15 protein-coding genes and 1 pseudogene are annotated in these 23438 nt (G+C 44.5%); 9 read left to right on the top strand and 7 right to left on the bottom strand.

What is annotated here, in order from left to right; translation table 11 throughout:
- The first annotated feature begins 71 nt into the window (after window positions 1–71).
- Window positions 72–854, top strand: coding sequence for a helix-turn-helix transcriptional regulator (locus AB6E78_RS12685; RefSeq protein ID WP_032546410.1), 783 nt, complete (start codon window positions 72–74; stop codon window positions 852–854).
- 102 nt (window positions 855–956) lie between these two features.
- Here AB6E78_RS12685 and pdxH read toward each other — a convergent pair whose 3' ends face one another.
- Window positions 957–1592: a pyridoxamine 5'-phosphate oxidase gene (gene pdxH, locus AB6E78_RS12690; RefSeq protein WP_017061203.1), complete on the bottom strand. Its 636-nt coding sequence runs from the start codon at window positions 1590–1592 to the stop codon at window positions 957–959.
- Between the two features lie 167 nt (window positions 1593–1759).
- On the opposite strand from pdxH, the gene AB6E78_RS12695 reads away from it, so the two are divergent.
- From AB6E78_RS12695 to AB6E78_RS12720, 6 genes are all read left to right on the top strand, one after another.
- A complete protein-coding gene (locus AB6E78_RS12695; RefSeq protein ID WP_372112005.1) occupies window positions 1760–3682 on the top strand; it encodes an ATP-binding protein in 1923 nt (640 codons plus the stop codon).
- An 84-nt stretch (window positions 3683–3766) separates the two neighbouring features.
- Window positions 3767–5053, top strand: coding sequence for a sigma-54-dependent transcriptional regulator (locus tag AB6E78_RS12700; RefSeq protein ID WP_372112109.1), 1287 nt, complete (start codon window positions 3767–3769; stop codon window positions 5051–5053).
- A gap of 112 nt (window positions 5054–5165) precedes the next feature.
- Window positions 5166–6557, top strand: coding sequence for an HlyD family type I secretion periplasmic adaptor subunit (locus tag AB6E78_RS12705; RefSeq protein WP_048660519.1), 1392 nt, complete (start codon window positions 5166–5168; stop codon window positions 6555–6557).
- Window positions 6558–6616: 59 nt separating this feature from the next.
- Window positions 6617–7285: a transglutaminase-like cysteine peptidase gene (locus tag AB6E78_RS12710; RefSeq protein WP_372112007.1), complete on the top strand. Its 669-nt coding sequence runs from the start codon at window positions 6617–6619 to the stop codon at window positions 7283–7285.
- Window positions 7286–7290: 5 nt separating this feature from the next.
- Window positions 7291–9201 carry a LapD/MoxY N-terminal periplasmic domain-containing protein gene (locus AB6E78_RS12715; RefSeq protein ID WP_017061208.1) on the top strand — a complete coding sequence of 637 codons (1911 nt, stop codon included), beginning with the start codon at window positions 7291–7293 and terminating at the stop codon, window positions 9199–9201.
- 18 nt (window positions 9202–9219) lie between these two features.
- Window positions 9220–11334 carry a type I secretion system permease/ATPase gene (locus tag AB6E78_RS12720; RefSeq protein ID WP_017061209.1) on the top strand — a complete coding sequence of 705 codons (2115 nt, stop codon included), beginning with the start codon at window positions 9220–9222 and terminating at the stop codon, window positions 11332–11334.
- A 124-nt stretch (window positions 11335–11458) separates the two neighbouring features.
- Here the strand turns inward: AB6E78_RS12720 and AB6E78_RS12725 are convergent, their stop codons facing one another.
- The 4 genes from AB6E78_RS12725 to AB6E78_RS12740 form a co-directional block, all read right to left on the bottom strand.
- A complete protein-coding gene (locus tag AB6E78_RS12725; protein WP_372055654.1) occupies window positions 11459–13129 on the bottom strand; it encodes a FapA family protein in 1671 nt (556 codons plus the stop codon).
- A gap of 419 nt (window positions 13130–13548) precedes the next feature.
- Window positions 13549–15642, bottom strand: coding sequence for a GNAT family N-acetyltransferase (locus AB6E78_RS12730; protein ID WP_372133747.1), 2094 nt, complete (start codon window positions 15640–15642; stop codon window positions 13549–13551).
- 93 nt (window positions 15643–15735) lie between these two features.
- Complete coding sequence (locus AB6E78_RS12735; protein ID WP_017061212.1) at window positions 15736–16710, bottom strand: ParB/RepB/Spo0J family partition protein; 975 nt, start codon at window positions 16708–16710, stop codon at window positions 15736–15738.
- A 5-nt stretch (window positions 16711–16715) separates the two neighbouring features.
- On the bottom strand, window positions 16716–17933 hold the full coding sequence (locus tag AB6E78_RS12740; protein ID WP_017061213.1) for a ParA family protein: 1218 nt from the start codon (window positions 17931–17933) through the stop codon (window positions 16716–16718).
- A gap of 1261 nt (window positions 17934–19194) precedes the next feature.
- On the opposite strand from AB6E78_RS12740, the gene AB6E78_RS12745 reads away from it, so the two are divergent.
- Window positions 19195–21174: a replication initiator protein RctB domain-containing protein gene (locus AB6E78_RS12745; protein ID WP_017071247.1), complete on the top strand. Its 1980-nt coding sequence runs from the start codon at window positions 19195–19197 to the stop codon at window positions 21172–21174.
- A 380-nt stretch (window positions 21175–21554) separates the two neighbouring features.
- Here AB6E78_RS12745 and AB6E78_RS12750 read toward each other — a convergent pair whose 3' ends face one another.
- Both AB6E78_RS12750 and AB6E78_RS12755 read right to left on the bottom strand, forming a co-directional pair.
- Window positions 21555–22073, bottom strand: a complete 519-nt coding sequence (locus tag AB6E78_RS12750; protein WP_102320933.1) for a transcriptional regulator — start codon at window positions 22071–22073, stop codon at window positions 21555–21557.
- Window positions 22070–22957: pseudogene (locus AB6E78_RS12755) on the bottom strand (ABC transporter ATP-binding protein). Before AB6E78_RS12755 ends, AB6E78_RS12750 begins: the two are co-directional and overlap by 4 nt.
- Before the next feature lie 185 nt (window positions 22958–23142).
- Between AB6E78_RS12755 and AB6E78_RS12760 the strand changes: the two are divergent.
- Window positions 23143–23337 (top strand): hypothetical protein, encoded by a 195-nt coding sequence (locus AB6E78_RS12760; RefSeq protein WP_017061218.1) that lies wholly within the window; start codon window positions 23143–23145, stop codon window positions 23335–23337.
- The last annotated feature ends 101 nt before the right edge of the window (window positions 23338–23438 follow it).

Here is a 23438-nt window from a genome sequence, read left to right on the forward strand (position 1 = left end):
ACTACTTCTTCTTGAAGATAAAAGCGGCTTTCCCCGGAAAGCCGCGATGAACCTTATTTTTCGTACTCTAATTGCCATTGCAGCGCTATAAGAAACTGATATTATTGCAACATCGCAACACACGAGATAAAACCTTGCCAGATCCACTCAACTCCATACATCGTTCTTTATTCGAACAACTTCCAGGCTGCTGGGGCTGCAAAGATACTGACTCGGTCTTCGTGTACGCCAACCTTGCTTACAACCAATTGATTGGCTTAAAACCCAATGAGACTTGTACTGGCTTGACCGACTTCGACATGCCCAGTCAAACCACCGAGTGCGCACAAGATTTCAGAGCTCAAGACAAACATGTGATGGATACACGCAGTACCCTTAAGATTCTCGATATTCACCCCTATCCAGACGGACGCTGGCACGCCCATATCTTTACTAAAACACCATGGCTTGATGACGACGACAACGTCCAAGGCACCATCTTCTATGGCCAAGAGCTTACCGATACCGCGATCTTAGAGGTCGGTCATTGGGTTTGTCAGGCCACAGGAACAAAAGGCGATCAGGCATCGCTTGCGGGGTCAGAGCCGCGCGTGTCTAAGCTGCAAAAGCGGCTGACTTCGAGAGAATCAGAGGTACTGTTCTTACTGCTTTTCGGCAAGAAACCACAGTACATCGCGTCGACGTTAAACATTTCAATCAAAACGGTCGAAGGTCATGTCGCCAGATTGAAACAGAAGTTTGATGCACGCAGTAAAAGCCAATTGATTGAGTATGCATTGGATTCAGGATTGGGCTCAGTGATCCCAGAAACTCTGCTCAAAAAACAGATCTCTGTTGTTCTTCACAGTGACTGATTGACTGTTCAGCTGAAAATGCAGACAAAAAAATGCCGTTGATTTGATCAGTCTAATCAACGGCATTTTTGGATCTGTTAAGCAGCTAAGCGATCAAGCAGCCTAAGGCGCTAGGCGATCAATATCCCAACTGTTGTCTTGGCGTGAGAACAAGAAACGGTCGTGCAAGCGGTGTTCACCACCCTGCCAGAACTCAATACTATCCACACGAACTCGGAAGCCACCCCAGAAAGAAGGCACAGGAATCTCGCCTTTGGCAAACTTCTGTTTAAGCTCTAGATACTTACCTTCTAAAATCCCACGCGCTGAAATGCGGCTACTCTGCTTACTTGCAATCGCGGCCAATTGGCTCTCTTTTGGACGTGACGAGAAGTACTTCATATTTTCCATAGCGGTCAGCTTTTCAGCCGTGCCCGTAATATGAACTTGTCGTTCGAGTGGATGCCAAGGGAAGTGCAAACTGATTTTGCTGTTGTGCTCAAGCTGGTGCGCTTTGCGGCTACCTAAGTTGGTGTAAAAAACGAACCCGTCTTTATCAACATTCTTCAGCAGAACAATTCGTTGGAATGGCTGACCATTTTCATCAACCGTAGCAACTGTCATGGCAGTAGGGTCCGTCAACTTCGCTTCAATGGCTTGCTCTAGCCATAGATTGAATTGCTCAATCGGGTCTGCGGCCAAGTCTTTGCGTCTCAATCCACCCTTAGCGTATTCGCGACGAATATCTGTCAGTTCCATTTGGTTGCTCCTTTTAATTTTTTTGTGATTTTGCGCCGTAATCCTTTGAAACACAAGTCTAAGCCATGGTTTTGTCTCACAGAAGGTGCTCTGTGTTAACAAGATCTCGGTACTCTCTCCATCATATTGATAATCTTTATACAAACCGATGACAAGCTGAGATCCGAGTGACCAAAATACTGCCTAACCTAATGACACCCTTTGTTTTATTCTCATTGTTATTGGGAGCTGCAGGGCTGACCGCAACCCACTTTATGGCAGTGCAATTCCAAGAAAAAATCGTCACTCAGCAACTCGATGAAGCAGCAAGTAAAGCCAATCTACAAATCGACTCTGAATTGGATAAATTCAAACAGATCCCGGATTTGCTCAGCCATGACCCGCGCTTGCTCTCTTATTTTGACTCATCACCACAAGCAGACAAGATTTCCGCTGCGCAGCTCAATCAATTGCTATTTGAATGGTCGAATCAAAGCCAAGCCGACACCATCTATATTCACGATCCGAACGGTACTGTGGTCGCTTCCAGTAATTACCAAAAGCCTCGCACTTTTGTGGGTGAGAACTTCTCGTTTCGTCCCTACTTTGCTTCTGCCATTCAAGGTAACAACACACAATATGTCGCGCTAGGCGCTCGTTCGAACGTACGCGGTTATTTTCTGTCTTCACCTCTGTATATCGACAAGGAAATTGTTGGCGTTATCACCGTAAAAGTGAGCTTAGAAAATCTCGAAAACATCCTAACCAGCGACGATTTTGAGATCGTAGTACTCGACTCTAACCAAGTGGTCTTTCTATCAAGCCAAGCTCCATGGCTTTACCATTCATTGTTGCCACTAACTCAGCAACAACAAACGGATATCGCACTTCAACGCCAATACGGTCAAAGCGAAATTTCGATCATCGAAGCCTTTCGTTCTTCAAGCTCTCAGTCAGAAGCGAGCAATACCAATCAATCTAGCAACCTTCAATCCAATGAAATCCGAAAAGAGCTCACCGCCAACCAGTTATTCAAGCTTGGTGCTTTTAATCTTTACCCTGCAACGGTCAGCAACAACCAGTACCAAGTTGTCGCACTAAAAGAGACCAGAGCTGAACTTATTAAAATCTTTCAGATCGATGTCATCTTCGTGGTGATTTACAGCTTGGTGATGCTCATCGCTTGGTCGTGGCGCCAGACTTATCTCGCGAAAGTGGCGTTGACCCGACTCAACCAAAACCTAGAGCAAACCGTTGATAAACGTACCCACTACTTGAAGCAATCCAATCAGCAGCTGCAACAAACCCTTTTTCAATACCAAGAGTCGCAGTCGAAGTTGAAACAGACAGAACAAGAGCTGACACAAACCGCGAAACTAGCGGTACTCGGTGAGCTGTCAGCCAGCATTAACCACGAAATCAACCAACCACTTGCAGCACTGCGAACCTACAGTGAAAACAGCTTAAAGCTACTGGAAATGGAACGAACCGATTTAGTGAAAAGCAATCTTGAGAAAATGATTGGCCTCAACAACACCATTACCGACATCATCGCGCGACTCAAAGTCTTTACTCGCAAGGTCACCAAACAAGAACATCATGTGGCGAACCTGCATCAAGCGGTCAATAACGCCACTAGCATTCTCAGTGCGCTGATGATCAAGCAAGGCATTACGCTAAGGCTAAGCACGGTGCCAGACGACATTAATATTGCGATTCATCCAACCGAACTCGAGCAAGTACTAGTGAACCTGATTCACAACGCGACTCAAGCGCTGCAACAACAAGTTCTTGAACACAAAATCTTGCAGGAGCAACAAAACCTGGAAAGCGTTGACCAACAGGCTAGCCCACAGATAGGCATCGAATGGCAACTGCATCATGACTCTTGTCAGCTGATCATTTGGGATAACGGAATTGGCATGCCGAACGATAAGCTAGAACAGCTGTTCGACCCGTTTTTTACCACCAAACCGGAAGGTTTAGGGCTAGGGCTTTCAATATCGAAACGGATTATTGAAGCGTATCACGGCACGATCAGCGCGAACCGGTTAGAGCCTTCAGGCATGGTATTCTCGCTAAACATCCCGTTATATAACGATAAGGGCTAACACGCCGTTGTTATCGCTGATTAGAAAACGAATCTCACATACTGCTAATCTCACCTACAGCTAAGGACTCGACTTTTGCAATCTATGCCTAAACTCTATTTTGTCGACGATGAACCCACCATTCGAGACTCCGTAGAACAAGCCATGCTCATTGAAGGCATCGATATCGTCTGCTTTCCCAATGCTATTGAGGCATTAAAGAAAATAGATACCACGCAAGCCGGAATTGTCATCACCGATATTCACATGCCGGTAATGGATGGCATTCAATTAACGCAAAAGTTGCTGAGCCAAAATCCTCATTTTCAGGTCATCGTACTTACCGGACATGGTGACGTGCAAACCGCGGTATCAGCGATGAAAGCCGGTGCTTACGATTTTCTGGAAAAGCCATTTGTAGTCGATGCCCTACTCACTGCCGTTAAAAAAGCGGCAGATAAACTCGCACTGGTTGAAGAAAACAACCTATTGCGTAAAGAGTTGGCAATGCAAAATCAGGTTGGCCCAAAACTGATTGGTCAATCGCCATCGATGCAGGCATTACGCCGAGAATTGATCACCCTAGATACCAAAACCAACCCACTTCTATTGTTTGTTGGTGATTTAGGGACGGGGAAAAGGGTCACTGCACAATACACCCATGATTTACACAGTCATCAAACCGCAGAGCTTTGCCCTGTCGCGGCGTTTAATTTGCCACGCAGTGACGAAGCGACATTCCATCAGTTTATTTTGCAACTGTTCTTGAAGCATCAAGGTGGAACACTCTATATCCATGAAACAGAAGCGTTAACTTCGCAGCAATGGCTATGGTTAGCCGCTCTAAAACCCACTCTACTTCGTGAAAACTCATGCAAGACCAATGCAACTTGTATCATTATCGCAACTACAGTAGTTCCTACTACAATTACAGGTGAACTGCGCCGATTTAATTTACTACCCTTGGCGCAAAGAACGGAAGATATTGGCTCTTTGTTCAAACACTTTGCTCGTGGTGCAGCCAGTCGCTATCAACTGCCGCCACCCGTGATTACAGAAAAAGAGATCCAGAGACTCATTGCAACGCATTGGACGGAGAACATTCGTCAGCTTCGCCAACATGCTGAACTCAGAGTGCTGACTCAAATTAAGCAGCCGTCGCTCGACAACGATACTAATGAGCAAAATGAACTCGATATGAGCATTGAAGAGCAACAACAGTCGTTAAACCAACGCACCGATAGCTTTGAACAAATTATCTTGATTGAGGCACTACATCGCCATCAAGGTCGTTTAAAAGAAGTACAACAAGAGCTGCAGGTATCGCGAAAAACACTGTATGACAAACTAAGAAAGCACCAACTCGATAAAACAGATTTCAAGAACCGATAAGTCTTAAAAAATATATAAATTCAAAGATTTAAATGAGCAAAATCTTAACATTTATCAAAAGTAAGAATACACTCAATAGGCTTGCACTTTTATTTAGCGAACAAGGACTGTTATGAGTCAGAAAAATTTCAGCAAATTGAACGAGACCGAGCTTGAGTATGTCGATGATAAAACAGCGGCACTACTCCTCAATACGCCCACCAGTGCGCGAATTATGTTGTGGGTGATCGTTCTGTTTTTTATTGCTGCTATTGGGTGGTCTGCATGGGCAGAGATCGACAAAGTTACCGTTGGCCAAGGCAAAGTGATCCCTTCCTCTCAAATCCAAGTGGTGCAAAACCTTGAAGGTGGCTTAGTTAAAGAGATCTTAGTTAAAGAAGGTCAACGTGTTCAGAAAGGTCAGCAGCTACTGTTGATCGATGACACTCGATTCCGTTCGGACTTCCGCGAACGTGAACAACAAGTGGCGAACTTAACCGCCAACGTGTTGATGCTATCCGCTTCATTAACCAGTGTCGTCATTAACGAAGAGTTCTCTGTTGAAGAGTGGAAAAAAAGCGTGTTGCTTGATTACGGTAAACTCGCCTTTCCACCAAAATTCTACGAGCTTCAGCCTAAACTGGTTAATCGCCAAAAAGCCGAATATCGTCAAGATCTGAATAACCTAAAAAACCAACTTTCTGTTTTTGATCAACAAGTTGAACAGAAACAGCAAGACCTAGTTGAGATTAAAGCGCGTGTTCGAAACCTAAAACAGAGCTACCAGTTTGCTCGCCAAGAACTGGATATCACCAAACCTCTCGCCGATGAAGGGGTGGTACCACGAATTGAATTACTTAAACTGCAAAGACAAGTGAACGACACTCGCCGAGAAATGACTTCGAGCGAGCTAAAAATTCCTCTTTTACGCTCAGCAATCAAAGAATCCATGCTCAGCCGTATTGACGCCGCACTGAACTTCCGCTCCGAACAACAAGAAAAACTCAATCAAGCCCAAGACAAGCTCTCTGCAATGACCGAATCTGCCGTTGGCCTAGAAGACAGAGTAAACCGTACCGTGGTGGTTTCTCCTGTAACAGGCACCGTTAAAACATTGGGTATTAATACTGTCGGCGGGGTTATCCAACCGGGTATGGACATCGTTGAGATTGTACCAACAGAAGACTCTCTATTGGTTGAAGCGAAAATCGCCCCGCAAGATATCGCGTTCCTACGCCCAGAATTGACTGCCATCGTTAAATTCAGTGCTTATGACTTCACTAAGTACGGTGGTCTAGAAGGCGTGTTAGAGCACATCAGTGCCGATACCACTCAAGATGAAGAAGGCAATAGCTTCTATATCGTGCGCGTGCGCACCGAAAAACACAATTTTGGACAGAACGAAGAGTTGCCAATCATTCCAGGTATGACCGCCTCTGTCGATATCATCACGGGTAAAAGAACCGTGCTTGAGTACATGTTGAAGCCACTATTAAGCGCTCAAAACAATGCACTAAAAGAGTAAGGACGTTTGATGTTTGATAACGCCTTTCAATACACAGCAAATAGACAAGAGCAGAGGCTATGAAGTCTCGGATTTCGCTATTGCTGCTGGTCCTCACCTCTTTCACCTCTGTGGCGCTCAACAAGAGCGACCAACGGTGGATAGATGCAGTGACCAAAACCTACGGCGATAGAGCCGGAAAGCGAGTGGCAACATGGCGCTCAAGTATGACGTCATACGACGGATTAAGTGAAAAAGAGAAGCTCAGGTCGGTGAACCAGTTCTTCAACCAGATGTACTTTGTCGATGACAACATACTGTGGGGAAAGAATGATTACTGGGCAACACCACTGGAATTTTTAGGCAGCAACGCCGGTGATTGTGAAGACTTCACAATCGCAAAATACTTCTCTTTGCTTGAACTGGGCGTCCCAGATAAGAAATTACGATTAGTGTACGTAAAAGCACTGGAACTAAACCAGTTCCACATGGTGTTGGCTTACTACTCAACACCGAGTGCAGAGCCATTAATTTTGGACAACTTAAACCCTGAAATTAAACGCGGTTCCAAACGCCCAGATCTACGACCAATTTACAGTTTTAACGGTAAAAACCTTTGGTTGATCAAGTCGGCAGCAGGCAGCGGCAAATTGGCAGGGAAATCTTCAAGATTGAGCTTATGGAACGACTTACGTTCACGTGAGCGCTCTCTAAAATTAAACAAACCCATTATCAATTACGATGAGTAGGTACAATGACTTTATATAAACAGCTTGTGGTCGGGATGGTTGCAGTGTTCATACTGCTGATGACGTCAGTTTTTATGATCGAATTCAATACCACCCGTGGATACTTAGAGGAGCAGCAACGCTCTGAGGTAAGTAATACCATTAATACTGTTGGACTGGCTCTCGCCCCTTACCTAGAAGAAAAGGACAAGGTGGCAGTGGAGTCTGTTATCAACGCCCTGTTTGATGGCAGTTCTTACTCAGTCGTTCGATTGATCTTTCTCGATAGCGGTGAAGACATTCTCCGCTCATACCCTGTAAAGCCAACTGGCGTACCAGAGTGGTTTACCAACCTAAACCTGTTCGAGCCTGTTCATGACCGCCGCGTGATCACCAGTGGCTGGATGCAATTGGCCGAGGTCGAGATCGTAAGTCACCCAGGCCCTGCCTACGATCAACTTTGGCAAGCATTCATCCGCTTACTGAGCATATTTGGCACGATCTTCTTGCTCGGTTTGGTGTCTATCTCTTGGATCCTTAAGCGCGCTTTACGCCCGCTCTCGTTGATCATTACCAAGATGGATCAGATCGCCAAGAATCAGTTTGGCGAACCTCTGGCTCGTCCAAAGACAAAAGATCTCACCTTGGTTGTCGATGGTATCAACCACATGTCGACTCAAGTTGAACTGGCATTTAAAAACCAAGCGAAAGAAGCTCAGAAGTTACGTGAAAGGGCATATATCGACCCTGTATCTCAGCTAGGTAACCGTGCTTACTACATGTCTCAGTTAACTCAATGGTTAGAGGAGTCGAGCTTAGGTGGTTTAGCGGTACTTAAAGCGGAGTTTATCAGTGAAGAGTACGATGAAAAGGGCTATCAAGAAGGTGATGCCTTGGTTCATCAACTGGCTGAACAGCTGCAAGCTTCAATTTCATCTCCAGATATCACCATCGCTCGTATTTCTAGTGACGAGTTCGGTTTCATCATGCCAAACATTGATGAGAGCGAACTGAAACTTGTCGCGAGCAGCATCGTAAACTGTATCCAGAGCCTAGGTTCAGACCCAACAGGCACTGCGAATCCACATATTGCTCTTGGTGTGACCTACAGCAACAAGCGTAAAACCAGTACTGAAATCATGTCGCTGGTGGATAACGCACTCTCAAGTGCCAAGGCGAATCGAGAACTTGCTTACGGCTACGTAACCGCAGACGATCACGGCGCAGTGATGGGCAAACAACAATGGCGTATGTTGGTTGAAGAAGCGATCATCAACGACCTCATTACCTTCCGTTTGCAGGCTGCAAACAATGCCTTTGGTAAAACGTATCACCAAGAGGTGTTCTCTGCGATTGAAAAAGATGGCGTGCGTTACGGTGCTAACCAGTATCTATACGCGCTAGAACAGCTTGAAATGAGCCACATTCTCGACCAATACGTTATTGAGAAGATGGTTGAAAAGCTCAATGCAAAAGAAGTAACCAGCCCAGTCGCTATTAATCTCTCGCCAAGCAGTATATCTCAACCAAGCTTCATCCGTTGGATCGGTAAGACGCTTGAACAGAATGCTTCAATCGCTCACCTGTTGCACTTTGAGATTCCAGAAAACTGCTTCATCAACGTTCCGCACTACACGGCACTTTTGTGTAACACCATTCGCAACGCTGAAGCGGTGTTTGGTGTCGATAACTACGGACGTAACTTCCAATCACTGGATTACATCAACGAATACCGTCCAAGCTATGTGAAGCTAGATTACCTGTTCACACATAACCTTGATGACGAAAAACAGAAGTTTACCTTAACGTCGATCTCTAGAACCGCTCACAACCTAGGCGTCACCACCATCGCGTCTCGAATAGAAACTCAGACTCAGCTAGATATTCTGTCTGATAACTACGTAGAAGTGTTCCAAGGCTTCATTGTTGATAAATAGTTGTAAGGGTTATATCACATGCAAGATCCACTATTGAACTCACTGATCTACGTTAGCCGGTATTACGGGTTAGCTAACTCGCCCGAAGCGTTGATCAATGGGCTACCACTATCCGATGGAAAGCTAACCCCTTTCCTATTCCCACGCTCTGCTGAACGAGCAGGATTAGTGGCAAAAGAAAACCGTTCCGACTTAGAAAAGATTCCTCACCTGATACTGCCTGCGGTCTTACTACTTAAACAAGGTGAGGCGTGCGTTCTCAACAGTATCGATTTAGAGAAGCAAGAAGCGGAAATCATTACTGCGGAAAGCGGAATGGTGCCAATCATCATTCCTGTCGAAGAGCTGAAAGAACAATTCATCGGCCGCTACTTCTTGGTAAAGAAACAGTTCCGTTATGATGAACGTTCACCAGAAGTTCTAAAAACACGTAAAGGGCATTGGTTTTGGAGCACGATTTGGGAATCTAAAAACATCTACCGAGATGTGTTGATTGCCTCCATTCTTATCAACATCTTCGCGATTGCCGCGCCGATGTTTACACGCTTGGTGTACGACAAGGTAGTTCCCAACCTCGCCTTTGAAACTTTGTGGGTGCTGGCAAGTGGTATCTTTGTCGTGTTCCTATTCGATTTGCTGCTCAAATTGATGCGCAGCTACTTCATTGACGTTGCCGGTAAGAAATCCGATATTCTCATTTCCTCCAAACTGTTCAGTAAAGTACTGGGGATTCGTATGGAAGCGAAGCCTGCTTCTGTCGGTGCTTTCGCTAAAAACTTGCAAGAGTTCGAATCCATTCGTGAATTCTTTACCTCTGCAACCATTGGCTCGTTAATCGACCTCCCCTTCGCACTGATGTTCTTAGCGCTAATTTGGTTAATGGCTGGAAACCTTGTGTTTGTTCCCGTTGCTGGCGTGGTCATTTTGATCGTCTATGCATTGCTAATCCAAGGTCCACTGCGCCGTACCATTGAGGAAGGCTCTCGTCTTGCTTCGCAGAAGTACGCGAACTTAATCGAGAGTTTGGCTGGGTTAGAGACGGTTAAGCTGTTCAGTGCGCAAAGCCAATTCCAATTCCGTTGGGAAGAAGCCGTTGCTCACATGGCGAATTGGAATATCAAAAGTCGACGCATCACTGACAGCATCCAAAACACCGCCGGCTTTGTTCAGCAAAGTACTAACGTTGGTATGATCATCTTTGGCGTGTATCTAATTGCAGAAGGTGAACTTACGATGGGTGGCTTGATCGCTGCAACCATGTTGAGCGGCCGAGCGATTGGCCCGCTTGTTCAGCTGTCTTTGCTTTCGACTCGTTACAACCAAGCAAAGTCATCAATGACTCTGATTGAGCAAGTGATGTCGATGCCTGATGAACAAGAAGAAGGTAAACGCTACATTCACCGTCCGATTATTCAGGGCCATATCGCGCTAGATAAAGTGACGTTCCACTACCCAGATTCACCAGTGGCTTCAATTAGAGACTTAACCCTCAATATTAGTCCTGGTGAGAAAGTAGCAATCATTGGTCGTATTGGTTCAGGTAAAACCACACTAGAACGTCTGATTATGGGCCTGTACAAGCCCACAGAAGGCCATGTACGTATTGATGACACGGATATGGAGCAACTGCATCATGTCGACGTACGACGCAATATAGGTTGTGTTCCGCAAGACAGTAACCTGTTCTACGGTTCAGTAAGAGACAACATTACTTTAGGTCGTCCTTTGGTGGATGACCGTGACGTGATGGATGCAGCAAACCGTGCAGGGGTAACCGCGTTTACTCAACAAGATCCTGCAGGTTTGGAACGCCAAGTGGGTGAAGGTGGTGCCTTGCTGTCTGGTGGACAACGTCAGTCAATTGCCATTGCTAGAGCCTTCCTTGGCCGTCCGCCAGTGTTGTTGATGGATGAGCCGACCAGTGCTATGGATAACCGTTCAGAGATGCACATCAAACACCAACTTAACCAATTGCTACCAAGCGAGACGTTAATTCTGATTACACACAAAACGTCGATGTTGGACATTGTCGATCGAGTGATCGTAATGGAGAAAGGCTGCATCATTGCAGATGGTCCTAAAGCACAGGTTCTTTCAGACCTTAAACAAGGCCGAGTGAGAGCGGTTAGCTAAAACGCGCAATCCACCTAAATAAATCATTATCAGTAGAAAGCAAAAGGGGAGCATCAACTCCCCTTTTTCTATTTGTCAGTATCGACACCTAGACAATACGTCACTTTGTGTTCAGCACAAAAGTCTACAAAGCAATATCCTCTTGCTCCATCTTAAACGAACATTGGATCTCGTATTGGTTGAATGAGAAAACACTTCCGCCGTGGGTCCGCTTGGTTGTGACTGTCTCATCACCAAATTGAATCGTCACTCGGGTATACACTTTTTCGTGTACCTCTACCGTGCATTCAGCAAGATTGGTTTCAAACTCTGCTTCGAGTGTATCTAACTGCGACTTTGTGTTTTCAATTGCGAGGTTGTTCTTCTCACGTTGCTGCTCTATTTCTAGGGCTTGCTCTTCGCTTCTCTCTGCTTTCGGGCGCTTCTTAAATTCTAACTCTTGGCGAATCACACCCATGGTTTGCTCTTGAGTGTATTTATAAGTTTCCTTCAACTCAGCTATCTTTTGGCGGTAACCATCGTAGCGCGCAAAACCATGTACCTTAGTTGCGGTGTCTCCCTCAACACCTAAGAAGACACATTCTACTTTTCCGCCAACTTTGGCTTCACCACCGCTTAGCGTGCCGTGTTTTTTCAAGCTGTCCATCACGATAAGGTTGTTACCACAGCGAATGTCGTTACTCATACTGTGCACACCAAGTCGAAGGTCATTGGCCGTTTGTAGCTCGGCATTCTGTGCGTAGCTTGCTGTGATAGAGCCTTTACTGAATACCTTACAACTTTTTGGCTCACCCTCTTTGGTCGTGTGGCCGATAATGCCTTTCGCGACTTTGATATCCCCCTGAGCTTGCACTTCGGCCGATTCGATAAAGCCACCAACCGTAACACTTCCGGTCGCCTTGACGATCATCCCCGGCTCGATGTTGCCAGAGACAAAGACATTACCTTTAAATTTAACGTGCCCAGTTGAGACATCGACGTTGCTGACACATAAGGCGTCATCCACTTCGATGGTTCGGTCTTTAATGATGGGCAATCCAGGGTGTGAGGCGAGTAGTAAATTGGGATCTTCAGGGGAGATGTAAGTGCCCTTTCCAGGCTTGATTAAACTGTCTTGTCCAGGAAGCGGTGGGATAATTCGGCCTTGAACGGTAAAGCCAGCGATGCCTTTGGTAGCGGGGGTTCGTTTCATTAAGTGATCATTTTGACCAACGGTAATGGTTTGTCCCAAGTCTCGCATATCAATCTTGCCTTCGTCTTTACTGCGAGGCTTCAATACTTGACGAGTAATATCTTCAACCAAAGCGGCAAACTTAGCGTCTTTACCTTTTACTGGTTGTGTCCCTTTAGCGGCTGGCTGAGTAAACTTTTCGCCGGGCTTAAGTTTGCTACTCATCATCAGAACTTTTCTGAGCGCTAACTTATTTATTCCTTTTGTTATTTGAGCTTGAGATAAACAATGAATGATGTCGCTGCCACGCAGTGGGTGTCCATTGTAGGGACCAGTGACCACGAGGCTCGCCAACATCTCATCATCAGACAGTTCGACCGCAACAGTGGCATTTCGAACTTCGGCAATCAAGATTCCTTCATAAGCTTCACCCTTACCTTCTTTAGCAAGAGTAACGAAACGCAACACCTCTTCTTCGAAAAGAAAATAGTTTGATGCATTCAAAGCTTCCAAGGTTGGTGGCAGCGTCTTGTTATCAAAGCTTGCGTCAACCACAGTCCCGGTTGGCAGACATGCCATTACTTGTTGCTTGTCTTCCGACAATGTAACGATGTTATCCCACATTCGAATTGAGTATCCCTAATGACTCAGTTGTTATTCAGTCTATATAATTCATTCTGCGCTGAGTATCACATTATTAGAATAATCAGCGTCACATCACTTACTTTCGATTCTGCAAACATGACTCATAAATAAGACTTACACATTTTATGATCTGCTTCGCCTTTACAAATACATAGGAAAATTTTTTCAGAATATTTCGTGCGATTGAATGTTGATTCGATGTAGGGCTAGATAGTAAAGGCGAATAGCTTTAGAAGATTAAAGGCTGTAGTGGAGAGATGAAACAGAAGTGATGTAACAGATAATCAGGGTAAAAACGGATTTGAATATGGAGCTTCAGTTTACAGTGTAAATCCAAGATTCTAATTTACACTGTAAATCTAATTTGTAGCGGTCAGTCTATTTAAATGATGGCTAGCCTATTTACACTGTAAATTTGCTAGCAAAACATCGACATCTTTACGAAACTGAATCTCTGCTTGTTTACGACCAACAAGATTAAACTGTTCAACACAAGTCCCCCACTCTTTCTGCTGAACAACCTTTGCGATGAGTAAGTCAGAAATACCTATGTTTCGATCGTTACTGAGTAGAATCAAGTTCAGTACGCTGAAGCTGATCGCATCATAACTGTTGCCACCGTTCACGTAATTTCTAACTAACTGAGTTTCAAACTCACTAACGGTGTGAACACTCTTTGGCAGCAGTGCTCGCACCATATCGGTTTCAAGTGAAACCAAAGAACCTGAAACAAGAAAACAGTAGCTACGCTCGAAGTGAATTTGAACTTGGTTTATCCAGCCTTGAGAGTTTGAGTTAAGCGCCTTAACCATCAGAACCGAGTGACAGCCACTGGCCTGATCTCGCTGGTGGCCGATGTGCACAGCTTCAAATTCACTACCACGCCAAAAAGAAATCAATTCGCTGGTCGCGCCAAAGCTTGTCGCCAGATAATCTGCTTGGCTGGTTTGCTGTGATAACTGAGCCAACATCCAACGGCCAATACCCAAACCTTGATGACGCGCTGAAATAGCAATGCGCATCACTCGAAGGCAACGACTGCTCGCCGCATGAGTACAGCCAAGTTGGTTTGCCAGTAATACTGGAGCAAGGTGACCTTGAGGCCTGCGTTTTCCAAGTTGAATTTGAGTAATCAACTCGCTGTCCAAACCACCCTCTTCCGTCACTAACATACAACCTAAACATTTATCTTGCTGCCAAGCGGCGTATAAACGGATTGCTGGATTGTTGAGAAACTGCATTAAGTCATTTGGCGAGGTCTGATAGTGCGCATCCACGAGAAGAGAAAAACATTGTTGTAGCTGCTCAGGATTAGCCAAGCATTCTGATTTTGATAACTCGCCCAAGTTTAATTGGTTGATTGCGTCAGCAGACAAGCCTTCGATTTCATCAACCGCCGATTCAGTGACTGATGCGTCATTACCAAGTAGGAAGAAATCAAACAACCAAGCTTCTAGCGGATCGTTGCTATTCCAACGAATCGGTTGTTCGAGCTTAAAGCCTTTCCACCCCGGACGATGCTCAGAAAGCCAAGACTCAAACTTAATACCGAACCCTCGTCCACTGCCTTCGTAACCGTGTACCGTGGTCGAAAAAACCATACGGTGATAGATGTCGACCATGGATTTAAGCATCGGAATTGGAATTGTAGCCGCTTCGTCAACAAATAGAAGGTCACAATCGGGCTTGGATTTAAGTAATTCATCTGGCGCGACGAATCTCAAACTTCCCCCTTGATGGCGAATGTGAGTAGCGTTGACCACTTCGCAAGATTCTAACCCTTGGCCAGCATGAGAAAATACCGGCTCTACCGCTTTCACTGAAGGTGCAGTAACAATAATATTAAAACCGTGACGCTCAACTAACAGCTGCGCTGCGGCAATACCCAATGTCGAGCTTTTACCACGCCCTCTATCCGCAGTGAGAATCAAAGGACGTTTACGATGTCCAGACACCACTTTTTTGACTAATTCAACAGCCGTGTTTTGCTGTTCAAATTTATCCAATCCGTTTTGGGCGCTTTGCATCTGAGGAAGAGCGTGAGTTGCTTGAACTACATCGCCGGCTTCATTGTGTTGTGAAACAGAAATCAGTTTATCGAAATGACGTTTTAACCAACGTTGGCCAAAGCTTTCACTATCTTCAGAGGCATTAACTTTTGGCGGCAACACCAACAACAACCCACCACCAACTAACGAACCCAACGCGGCACTAAAACCATTCGCATCGAACTGCTCTCTAAAATCACAAACAAGAACTTGGCACTCACGACCAAGCAGTTGTTGGCCTTTTTTTACTGGAGCATGAATCACACCTTCAAATGGCGTACCGCCAACCTGGAAGATGCTCGGAGTGTTTGAATCTTGAAGGAAGGTAAAAACAGCAGAGTTTTGCCAATCAAAATCGCCATCAAAGACCACGCCGTAACGGTGATCGTTATGCTGAGCAATATTAGAAAGTGTATGTAGAAAAGTGTTGGTTGGGTTTGTCATAGTTAGCGTCCAGATTCATCTAAACACAGTTTATCACAGCCAAATAAAAAGCCGCATAAAGCGGCTTTAGAGGAGTAATGAAAAGTCGTCGACTTAGTCGAGCTTCGATTGTACGAAGGCGAGGATTTCTTCCATTGTTGCGTCATCAACTTTCTTAAGGTTCAACGCCAAGTTTGAACCCTTGCGGCTGTATGATACGCGGCCCTTAATAAGCTCAACTTTTGGAGAAGCTTTCTTCGCTGGCGCTGGCGCCAATTCAAGAATCCAACCTTCCAATGTTTCGGTCACGTCTTTGGTTAGACGAGTTACGCCTTGAGCTTCGCTACGCTGCCATACAAAACCTTCAGAAGCATCACACTTAGTCAGCAGTGTTTGCTGCTGTTCACTCGTCAATCCACCAAACTGCTTGTGCAGTTTAACAATAGTTGGACGACCAAGGTCGCTCACATTTGGGTAAGCTTGTAGCAATTCAAGTGGCAAAGCGGCTGCTTTCAATGCACCACTCACCAAAGCTTCACTGCACTGGAACATTTTTGCCAGTGCTTTCTGGTCTTCAGCTTCGCCTTTGTCCAGCTTCGCTTGCATCTCTTTGCCCTTCTCGTAAAGAGAAAGCGGTTTATGAGCGTTAGCTACGTCTGATAGGAACTTAGCGTGTTCGCCGTTAATGTTTTCAGCAACATAGATTAGGAACTCTTTGTCAGCCAAAATACATGACATACGACGACGGCTACCATCAAGAACTTCAATCTTACCGTCTTTGTTCTTACGACCAACTGCTGGGTATTGCTGACCACGTTCTTTCAATGTTGTAAGAACATCAGAAAGCGCATGCTCGTTTAAGAAAGATTGCTCACGAGCATTCTCTTCAAAAACAACCGTTCGAGTAGCCACTTCAGCCGCAGGAATTCGAACCAATTCAAATGAAACCAAATCTTCGCCAGCAACAGAAAGCTCAATCACTTGAGCCTGCTCTTTTGCCGCTGTTTGCGCTTCTTGTGGTGTTGCTACGCGACGTTTGTTTGCTTTACCAAATAGCTTTGCATTTAAGTCAGATGTTTTAATTGCCATTGTTGTTATCCCTGATTAAGTGAAGGCCAGTTGCTATGTAATACGCGCTCTAATTCTAGAGCACTTTTTTGTACTGCGTCTTGAGCAACAGCTAGAGTTTTCTTACCGCCCTCAAAGTCGCTTACCGTTAGATCGAAAACCGTGCTGTAAGTGTCAGCACAGGTTTCAAAAGCACGGCTTCTTGGAATGGTTGCCATCATTACTTGATCATTCAACAGGTAGTTCATTTCCGTCAGAACTGACACCTGTTTCTTGTTGTCGTCTTCAAACATGGTTGGCATTAGACGAACAAACTCGAGACCTTTCCAATCATCCGGGAACATTTCGTAAACCGTTGGTAAGTGCTGGAAGAAGTTAACCGTTGAAGCCCAATCCAAACGCTTAGCTGCACATGGAATCAGAAGTGCGTTCGACGCGTACATTGCATTCCATACTAGAGGGTCAACGTGCGGGCCGGTATCAATCATAATCACATCGAAATCATCGGCGATTTTGTCGATAAGCTTCTCTTTTAACAGACGAACAATATCAAGTGACTGATCTTGTGAAAGGCTTTGCCACGCTTCAGCGTTAAACATCGCATCTTCTGGGAAAGCAGAAATTGTCTTCAGGTTTGGATACTGAGTTGGCAATAGTACGTTCTTACGAAGAAACTCTAGATCGACATCTTGGCCTTCAGGCACATTGTCCAACATGATATCGACGGCAGAATAGATGCTGTCGTGCTCTGCCCCACTAATTTGTGGATTTAGGAACAGACGCAAAGAGCCCTGTGGGTCCAAGTCAATCAGACAAATACGGTAGCGCTTATCCAAATTCAGAGACAAACAAGCGGCTAAGTGAACTGCTGTCATTGATTTACCCGTACCACCCTTCTGGTTTTGTACGTTGATAATCCATGGCTTATTGTCAGCGTGCTGCTTACGTTCATGGAACTTCGGCACTTCTGCCGCGTCCATCAACATGTGAGCTTCTGTCAATGAAATCGAGTAATGATTAGCGTTGTTCTTTGTGAACTGATGGCCATCAGCTTCAAGTTTAGTGATCGCTTCATCGAGCTTACGACGCGTTAAACCAGAACGAGTCTCCATCATAGCTTTAGACATTGGAGGGAAATGTTCATCACTTCGCTCTTCCAAAATAATCTCAATTCGGTCAGCCTGAACTTGTTGAGTTTGTTCGGCTAGCTGATAGAGCTTATCAATCGTTTGTTCTCTTTTCATTGCCAGTTTCCGTAATGATTAACTAAGTACAAATTGTACAGCGATTAACAACAAACACAACAAAAACATGAACATACATTTATGAGTAAAATCACATAAAATAGACCGCGTTTTTACAATTTGATGAAACATCGCCTTAGACAAACACAAAAATGACTGTTTCTATCATGTATAACCATGCTATTTCTAGTCTACATTTTAAATGTTACAGCATCACTTATTTACAATGTAAATGGAATTTCAACGAAAAACCTTCGGAACGATTGAAATACAACCGTAGATTACGGTTGGTGTGATTTGCATTCGAATTTATAGATTTTCAATCCAATAAAAATTAAAAAAACACTCAATGACCAAAAAATTCAAAACAGAAGAGAAGATGGGGTGTCAAAAAACAACAGAGGATTGGAACTTAACCGGAAGAATGATCATGGAGCACATCCAGTGTAAGATAATTGATAACGCCAAATTATGAAGCATGATCAAGGCGTAAACTGAGCAATATTGATCCGAGCAACTGCAGATTGGAAATGATCAACCTCCGGAAAAATGATCAAGTAAACATAGTTCCGGAAGCATGTGATTTATGAACTAAGTTACGGACAAATGCTTTTGGAATGGGGATTCAACGCCTATAAGGGCTCAATGATTGAAAATTCAATCGACACAGACCAAGAATACACAAACATGACAATTTCATGATCATGCTTCCTAGTTAAGACCCACCCGCTCTAAATACATCAAAGCAATCCATTTCCAGCGGATACAGACTAAATTTTGCACTCAATAGGGTAGGAACGATAAAAAAGTATGCTCTCTTGATCATTGTTCCGATAGATTGGCCACCACAAGTGTCCACTTAGACAAGTCAAAAGCGACTTAGAAACCGATGTTGAATTCCGATCTGTGGATAAGCTGTATAAGTATAATGATCATGCTTTCGAACCAATAATGATCATGCTTACAATGACTTAATGATCATCGTTCTGATATTCTGTGATCATGCTTTCTTAAGTTTAATGATCATAGTTTCGGAACCTTTATGATCATGCTTTCCAAGGCGATTTATTTTAATGCTTTAAATTCAGCCACTTATAAACAAAGTTACGTCCAGATCATTAGATCACTTAATCATTTAAGATCATATTAATCAAAAAGATCAGTTATTTAAAAGCCAATAAATTCTCTTTATTTATGATCATTCTTTCTTTATCATTCAGGAACTATAGTGAAATTACGGTTAGTGTGATACGGATCAAAAATGAAACCAGAAGAGAAATTGTTAATTAAGGCACGAAGCCACAAAGATGGTCATTTATTTGAGGTATCTGAAACAGCCGTTGAATGGATAGAACAATATCAACACTTCAAAGGTGTCACCAAAAGCATAGTTGAGCTTCTTAACCTAATTTCACTTCGTGGGTTTAGCAGTAAAGACGGGTACGTTTCCACCACTGAGATTATTGAATCAACCGATGGTCAAGTCACTCGCGCAGCCTTACAGCAAAGGCTGAGAGCTGCAGTTAATATCGGATTGTTCAAACAAATCCCAGTTCGCTTTGAAGAAGGCCTTGCTGGTAAAACCATGTTGCATCGCTTTGTGAACCCAAACCAATTGATATCGGTGCTGGGTGCCACCAGCTTAGTGACAGAAAGCGTGAAGCAAAATGAAAAGCAAAAGCGCTCTAAAGCCCTAGCTCAAACCAAAGTAAACAAGCGCTTACTGAATGAACATGGGTTGAATACCCCACCAACGATGAAAGATGAAGCGGATCAATTCATTGTTTCGCCAACCAATTGGGCGGGGATTATTGATCAAGCGTTAGCGCCACCTAGAACTCGTAAGAGCTACCAGAAATCCATGGTTTCGATCTCTGGCACTCGCGCTGTGATCGAGACACGATCTTCTAAAAATATCATGACCGTTGACGATCTGATGACGCTATTCGCGTTATTCACTCTCACCGTTCAATATCATGATCATCACCAAGATGATTACCATCTAGACGCGAAACACACGCCAAACAAAACACCACTCTACATCACTGATATTTTGTCTTTACGTGGCAAGAAAGACAGCGGCCCTGCACGTGATTCTATCCGCGACAGTATTGATCGTATCGAATTCACGGATTTCCAACTGCACGAGCTTACAGGCCGTTGGCTTAGTGAGAACATGCCAGAAGGCTTTAAGAGTGATCGTTTCCGATTCTTAGCTAGAACCATTACCGCATCGGAAGAAGCGCCTACAGAAGGCTCTGACGGCGAAATTCGCATTAAACCGAACCTATACATCCTGGTTTGGGAGCCTTCGTTCTACGAAGAGCTGCTGACGCGTGACTATTTCTTCCTATTTCCGCCAGAAATCCTGAAGCAACATACCTTGGTCTTCCAAATGTATTCGTACTTTAGAAGCCGCATGGCACGTCGCCATTCAGATAGCATGTTGCTCAGTGAGCTCAACCAGAAATTGGCGCGTAACATCGATTGGCGTCGTTTCTCGATGGATCTGATCCGCGAGCTCAGAAAATTGGGTGAAGTCGGGGATCAAGAAGATACCTTCCTGGTTAATCTATGGGGTTATCACTTGACGATCACCGCGTTGATCGAAAAAGGGAAAACGACCGATTATCAGGTAGATATCAAATGTAATGTGGAAGAAGTATTACGTTACTCAAGAGCGCGTACCACTAACGCAGGTAAGCGTAATATGGCACCAACGCTGCCGAACCCACTTCGTAACGAAATGGTGTCTAAGCAGAAACTGGAAGAGCTGTCTGAGATTATCGATGGTGAGTTTGAACCCATTCAGCGTAAAGCACCGTCGCCAAGAGGCAAATTGGGACGTCGAGTTAAGCAGCGTAAACACTCTGTTGAGATCAACGCTGACGAGATCATGATTACTCTCTCTAAATATACCTCTGCAGAGGCTCTAGAACGCAGCATAACGGCTTTATCTGCTATGACAGGGCACTCACATGCCTCAATCAAAGAAGAGTGCTCAGAGCTCATTGAGAAGCTTGATTGGTTGAGAGTAGGGGAGGACGTTATCCCATACGAAACACTGAGTCGCTTGATTGAGCTATATAACGACCGAGATAGCACCAGCAATCGACATCTGTCCATTGAACGTTTGATCTCTGGTTTAGCGGTGCGTCGTAAAGTGTGTAAACAAGTTCATGAAGGTCATTTAGACGAAAACGTGTTCCTTGCGCTCGATGAAATGGCGATTGGCCACTAGTCATTATCCTATCGCGATAAGCCTGTTTTACCGCCGCTGAATGGATAGTTTTGAACACATTAGGTGCTGATTAAAATCGCACCTAACGCTGACAAAGTGATGACAAAGTAGCGCATCTAGTTGATTATTATTTATCCCGAATAGACAACCTTTGTCCTTTCTTGTGATTAATAGATTGGCTCATATTTTGTTACATCATACTGAATAGATTTTTGCGAGTTCCCAAGGGACTCGCTTTTTTTTGCCTAAAATTCAGTCAATCATTAAAATTCAATAGCTTACAGAGTTAAACGCCGAAGCATGATCAAGGCTCGATCATGCTTTCTACGGATCTAGCTCTGGTGAGATTCTGATTTGATGCTTGATCGAGAAGGGCTTGATCAGTGGAGATGGCGTTGAATAATTCCTTGATCATCGTTTCGGGGATGGGTTGCCATAAAGCGTACATGCGACTCGATCAATTTTTCAGACTCTGCTTTCCAACGTGGTTCTTGCTGTTGGTTCGTAAACTCCAAAGCCAATACACACAAGTGTTGTAGCCGCTGTGTACACCACTCTTGCAATCCTGCTTCTGATTTTGGGTCACATGACACCGCTTGCAGCTTACTGTAGGCAAACATTAGGTATTGGTAGGCTTTATCTTGATGGCTTGAGCTGTTGGCCTCCTGCGAAGCCAAGTCCGGATTCGATGAATCCGCGAGGTGGCGATAGAAAGTAAAGATTCTCAGGCATCCGTCTAGCCAACATGCGATGCCTTTGCTCTGCTCATCCGTGATCAATGGCCCCCAGAGCGCATCTGGAGGCGTTAAGATCAAAGGTTCTAACCGGTCCACTTGATCATGCTTTCGGTCTTTGTACCAATCTCCGATCCGCTCTAACCAAGTGTCTAGTTCATTCATGCAACGTTATCCCACTGTTTTACAGAGTGATTATCAGAAACTTGTTTGATTTCATGCTGTATTTCACTGCTCTGCTCTCGAATACGATCAGCGTCTATTGAATAGTTTGGCTCATTTTTGACGAGTTCGCCAAATGGCAGATCGGGATCTGGTACCGCAGAGATCAACAACTTAGTGTACGGGTGTCGTGGATTGGTTAAGATCGACTGGGTTGATCCCCATTCGACGATCTGTCCTTTGTACATAACCGCTGTCTCTTCTGCGATGTAATGTGCTGTGGCAAGATCGTGGGTTATGTACAAAAAGCCAATCCCCAACTCTTGCTTCATTTTTTGCATCAGGTTCAACACGCCAAGTCGAATCGAAACGTCCAACATCGAGGTGGGTTCGTCAGCAAGAATAACCTCAGCGCCAACGGCCAGTGCTCTCGCTAGGTTAACCCTCTGTCTTTGGCCTCCACTGAGCTCGTGCGGGTATTTGGCGAGCGTTTCGATGGGTAACTCCACCAGCGTTAATAACTCTTTGAGGCGTTCTGTGAGAGCCTGTTTAGTGGCTACCTGTTTATGGATCTTAAGTGGGCGCGTTAAATGGTGATCAATAGTGTGAGTGGGATTGAGTGAACCAAAGGGGTCTTGAAACACCATTTGCACACGGCTGCGATAATCCAAGATATCTTTACGGCTTTTCAGCGTAGAGATGTCTCTGCCTTTGAACAGTATCTCCCCCTCTGTCGCAGGGTAAACCTTGGTCATCAATCGTGCGCAGGTGCTTTTCCCGCAGCCTGATTCTCCGGCTAAGCCGAAAATCTCGCCTTAGCCTATGTGAAAGCTAACGGATTTGATTGCATTGAAAGAGGGGAAAATGAGAGTTGGATCAAACCACATTTCTTATGGGGAATCTTTTAAATATAATTGCAGAAAATGGCTTTGGCAAAGTTTAAATGAGGCATTTATTAATTAGCTTTGTGAAGCGTCGGAATCATCACACTTCAGTACAGAATTTCTTAACAAGCGAAAAAGCATTTGCTACAGATTACCTGTCCATTACATGGTGCTTTTCGGAGGAAAACATGTCCATTAATTCTATCAACCATGATGAAATGACAAATATTGCAAACAAGTGGGATGCTGAAGAAGAAGTATCTTTCAAACCAGAAAAGAAAATGAAGTCTGCTGAAGCTCGTCGTCGTATCGAGACTCTAAGAGAAATTAGAGAAAGCGGTTTGAGTCTGGAAGAAGCGAGGGAGCTAGGTCTTATTCACTAATAATCCCCATTGCATTTAGAAGGGTGGCACAACGCCACCCTTTGATTTATAATTGTTTTTTCATGTTTCCTATCCAGATTTAATCAACTCCTTGATTCTTT

The organism is Vibrio sp. 10N.247.310.98, assembly GCF_041467395.1.
Lineage (GTDB): Bacteria > Pseudomonadota > Gammaproteobacteria > Enterobacterales > Vibrionaceae > Vibrio > Vibrio crassostreae_C.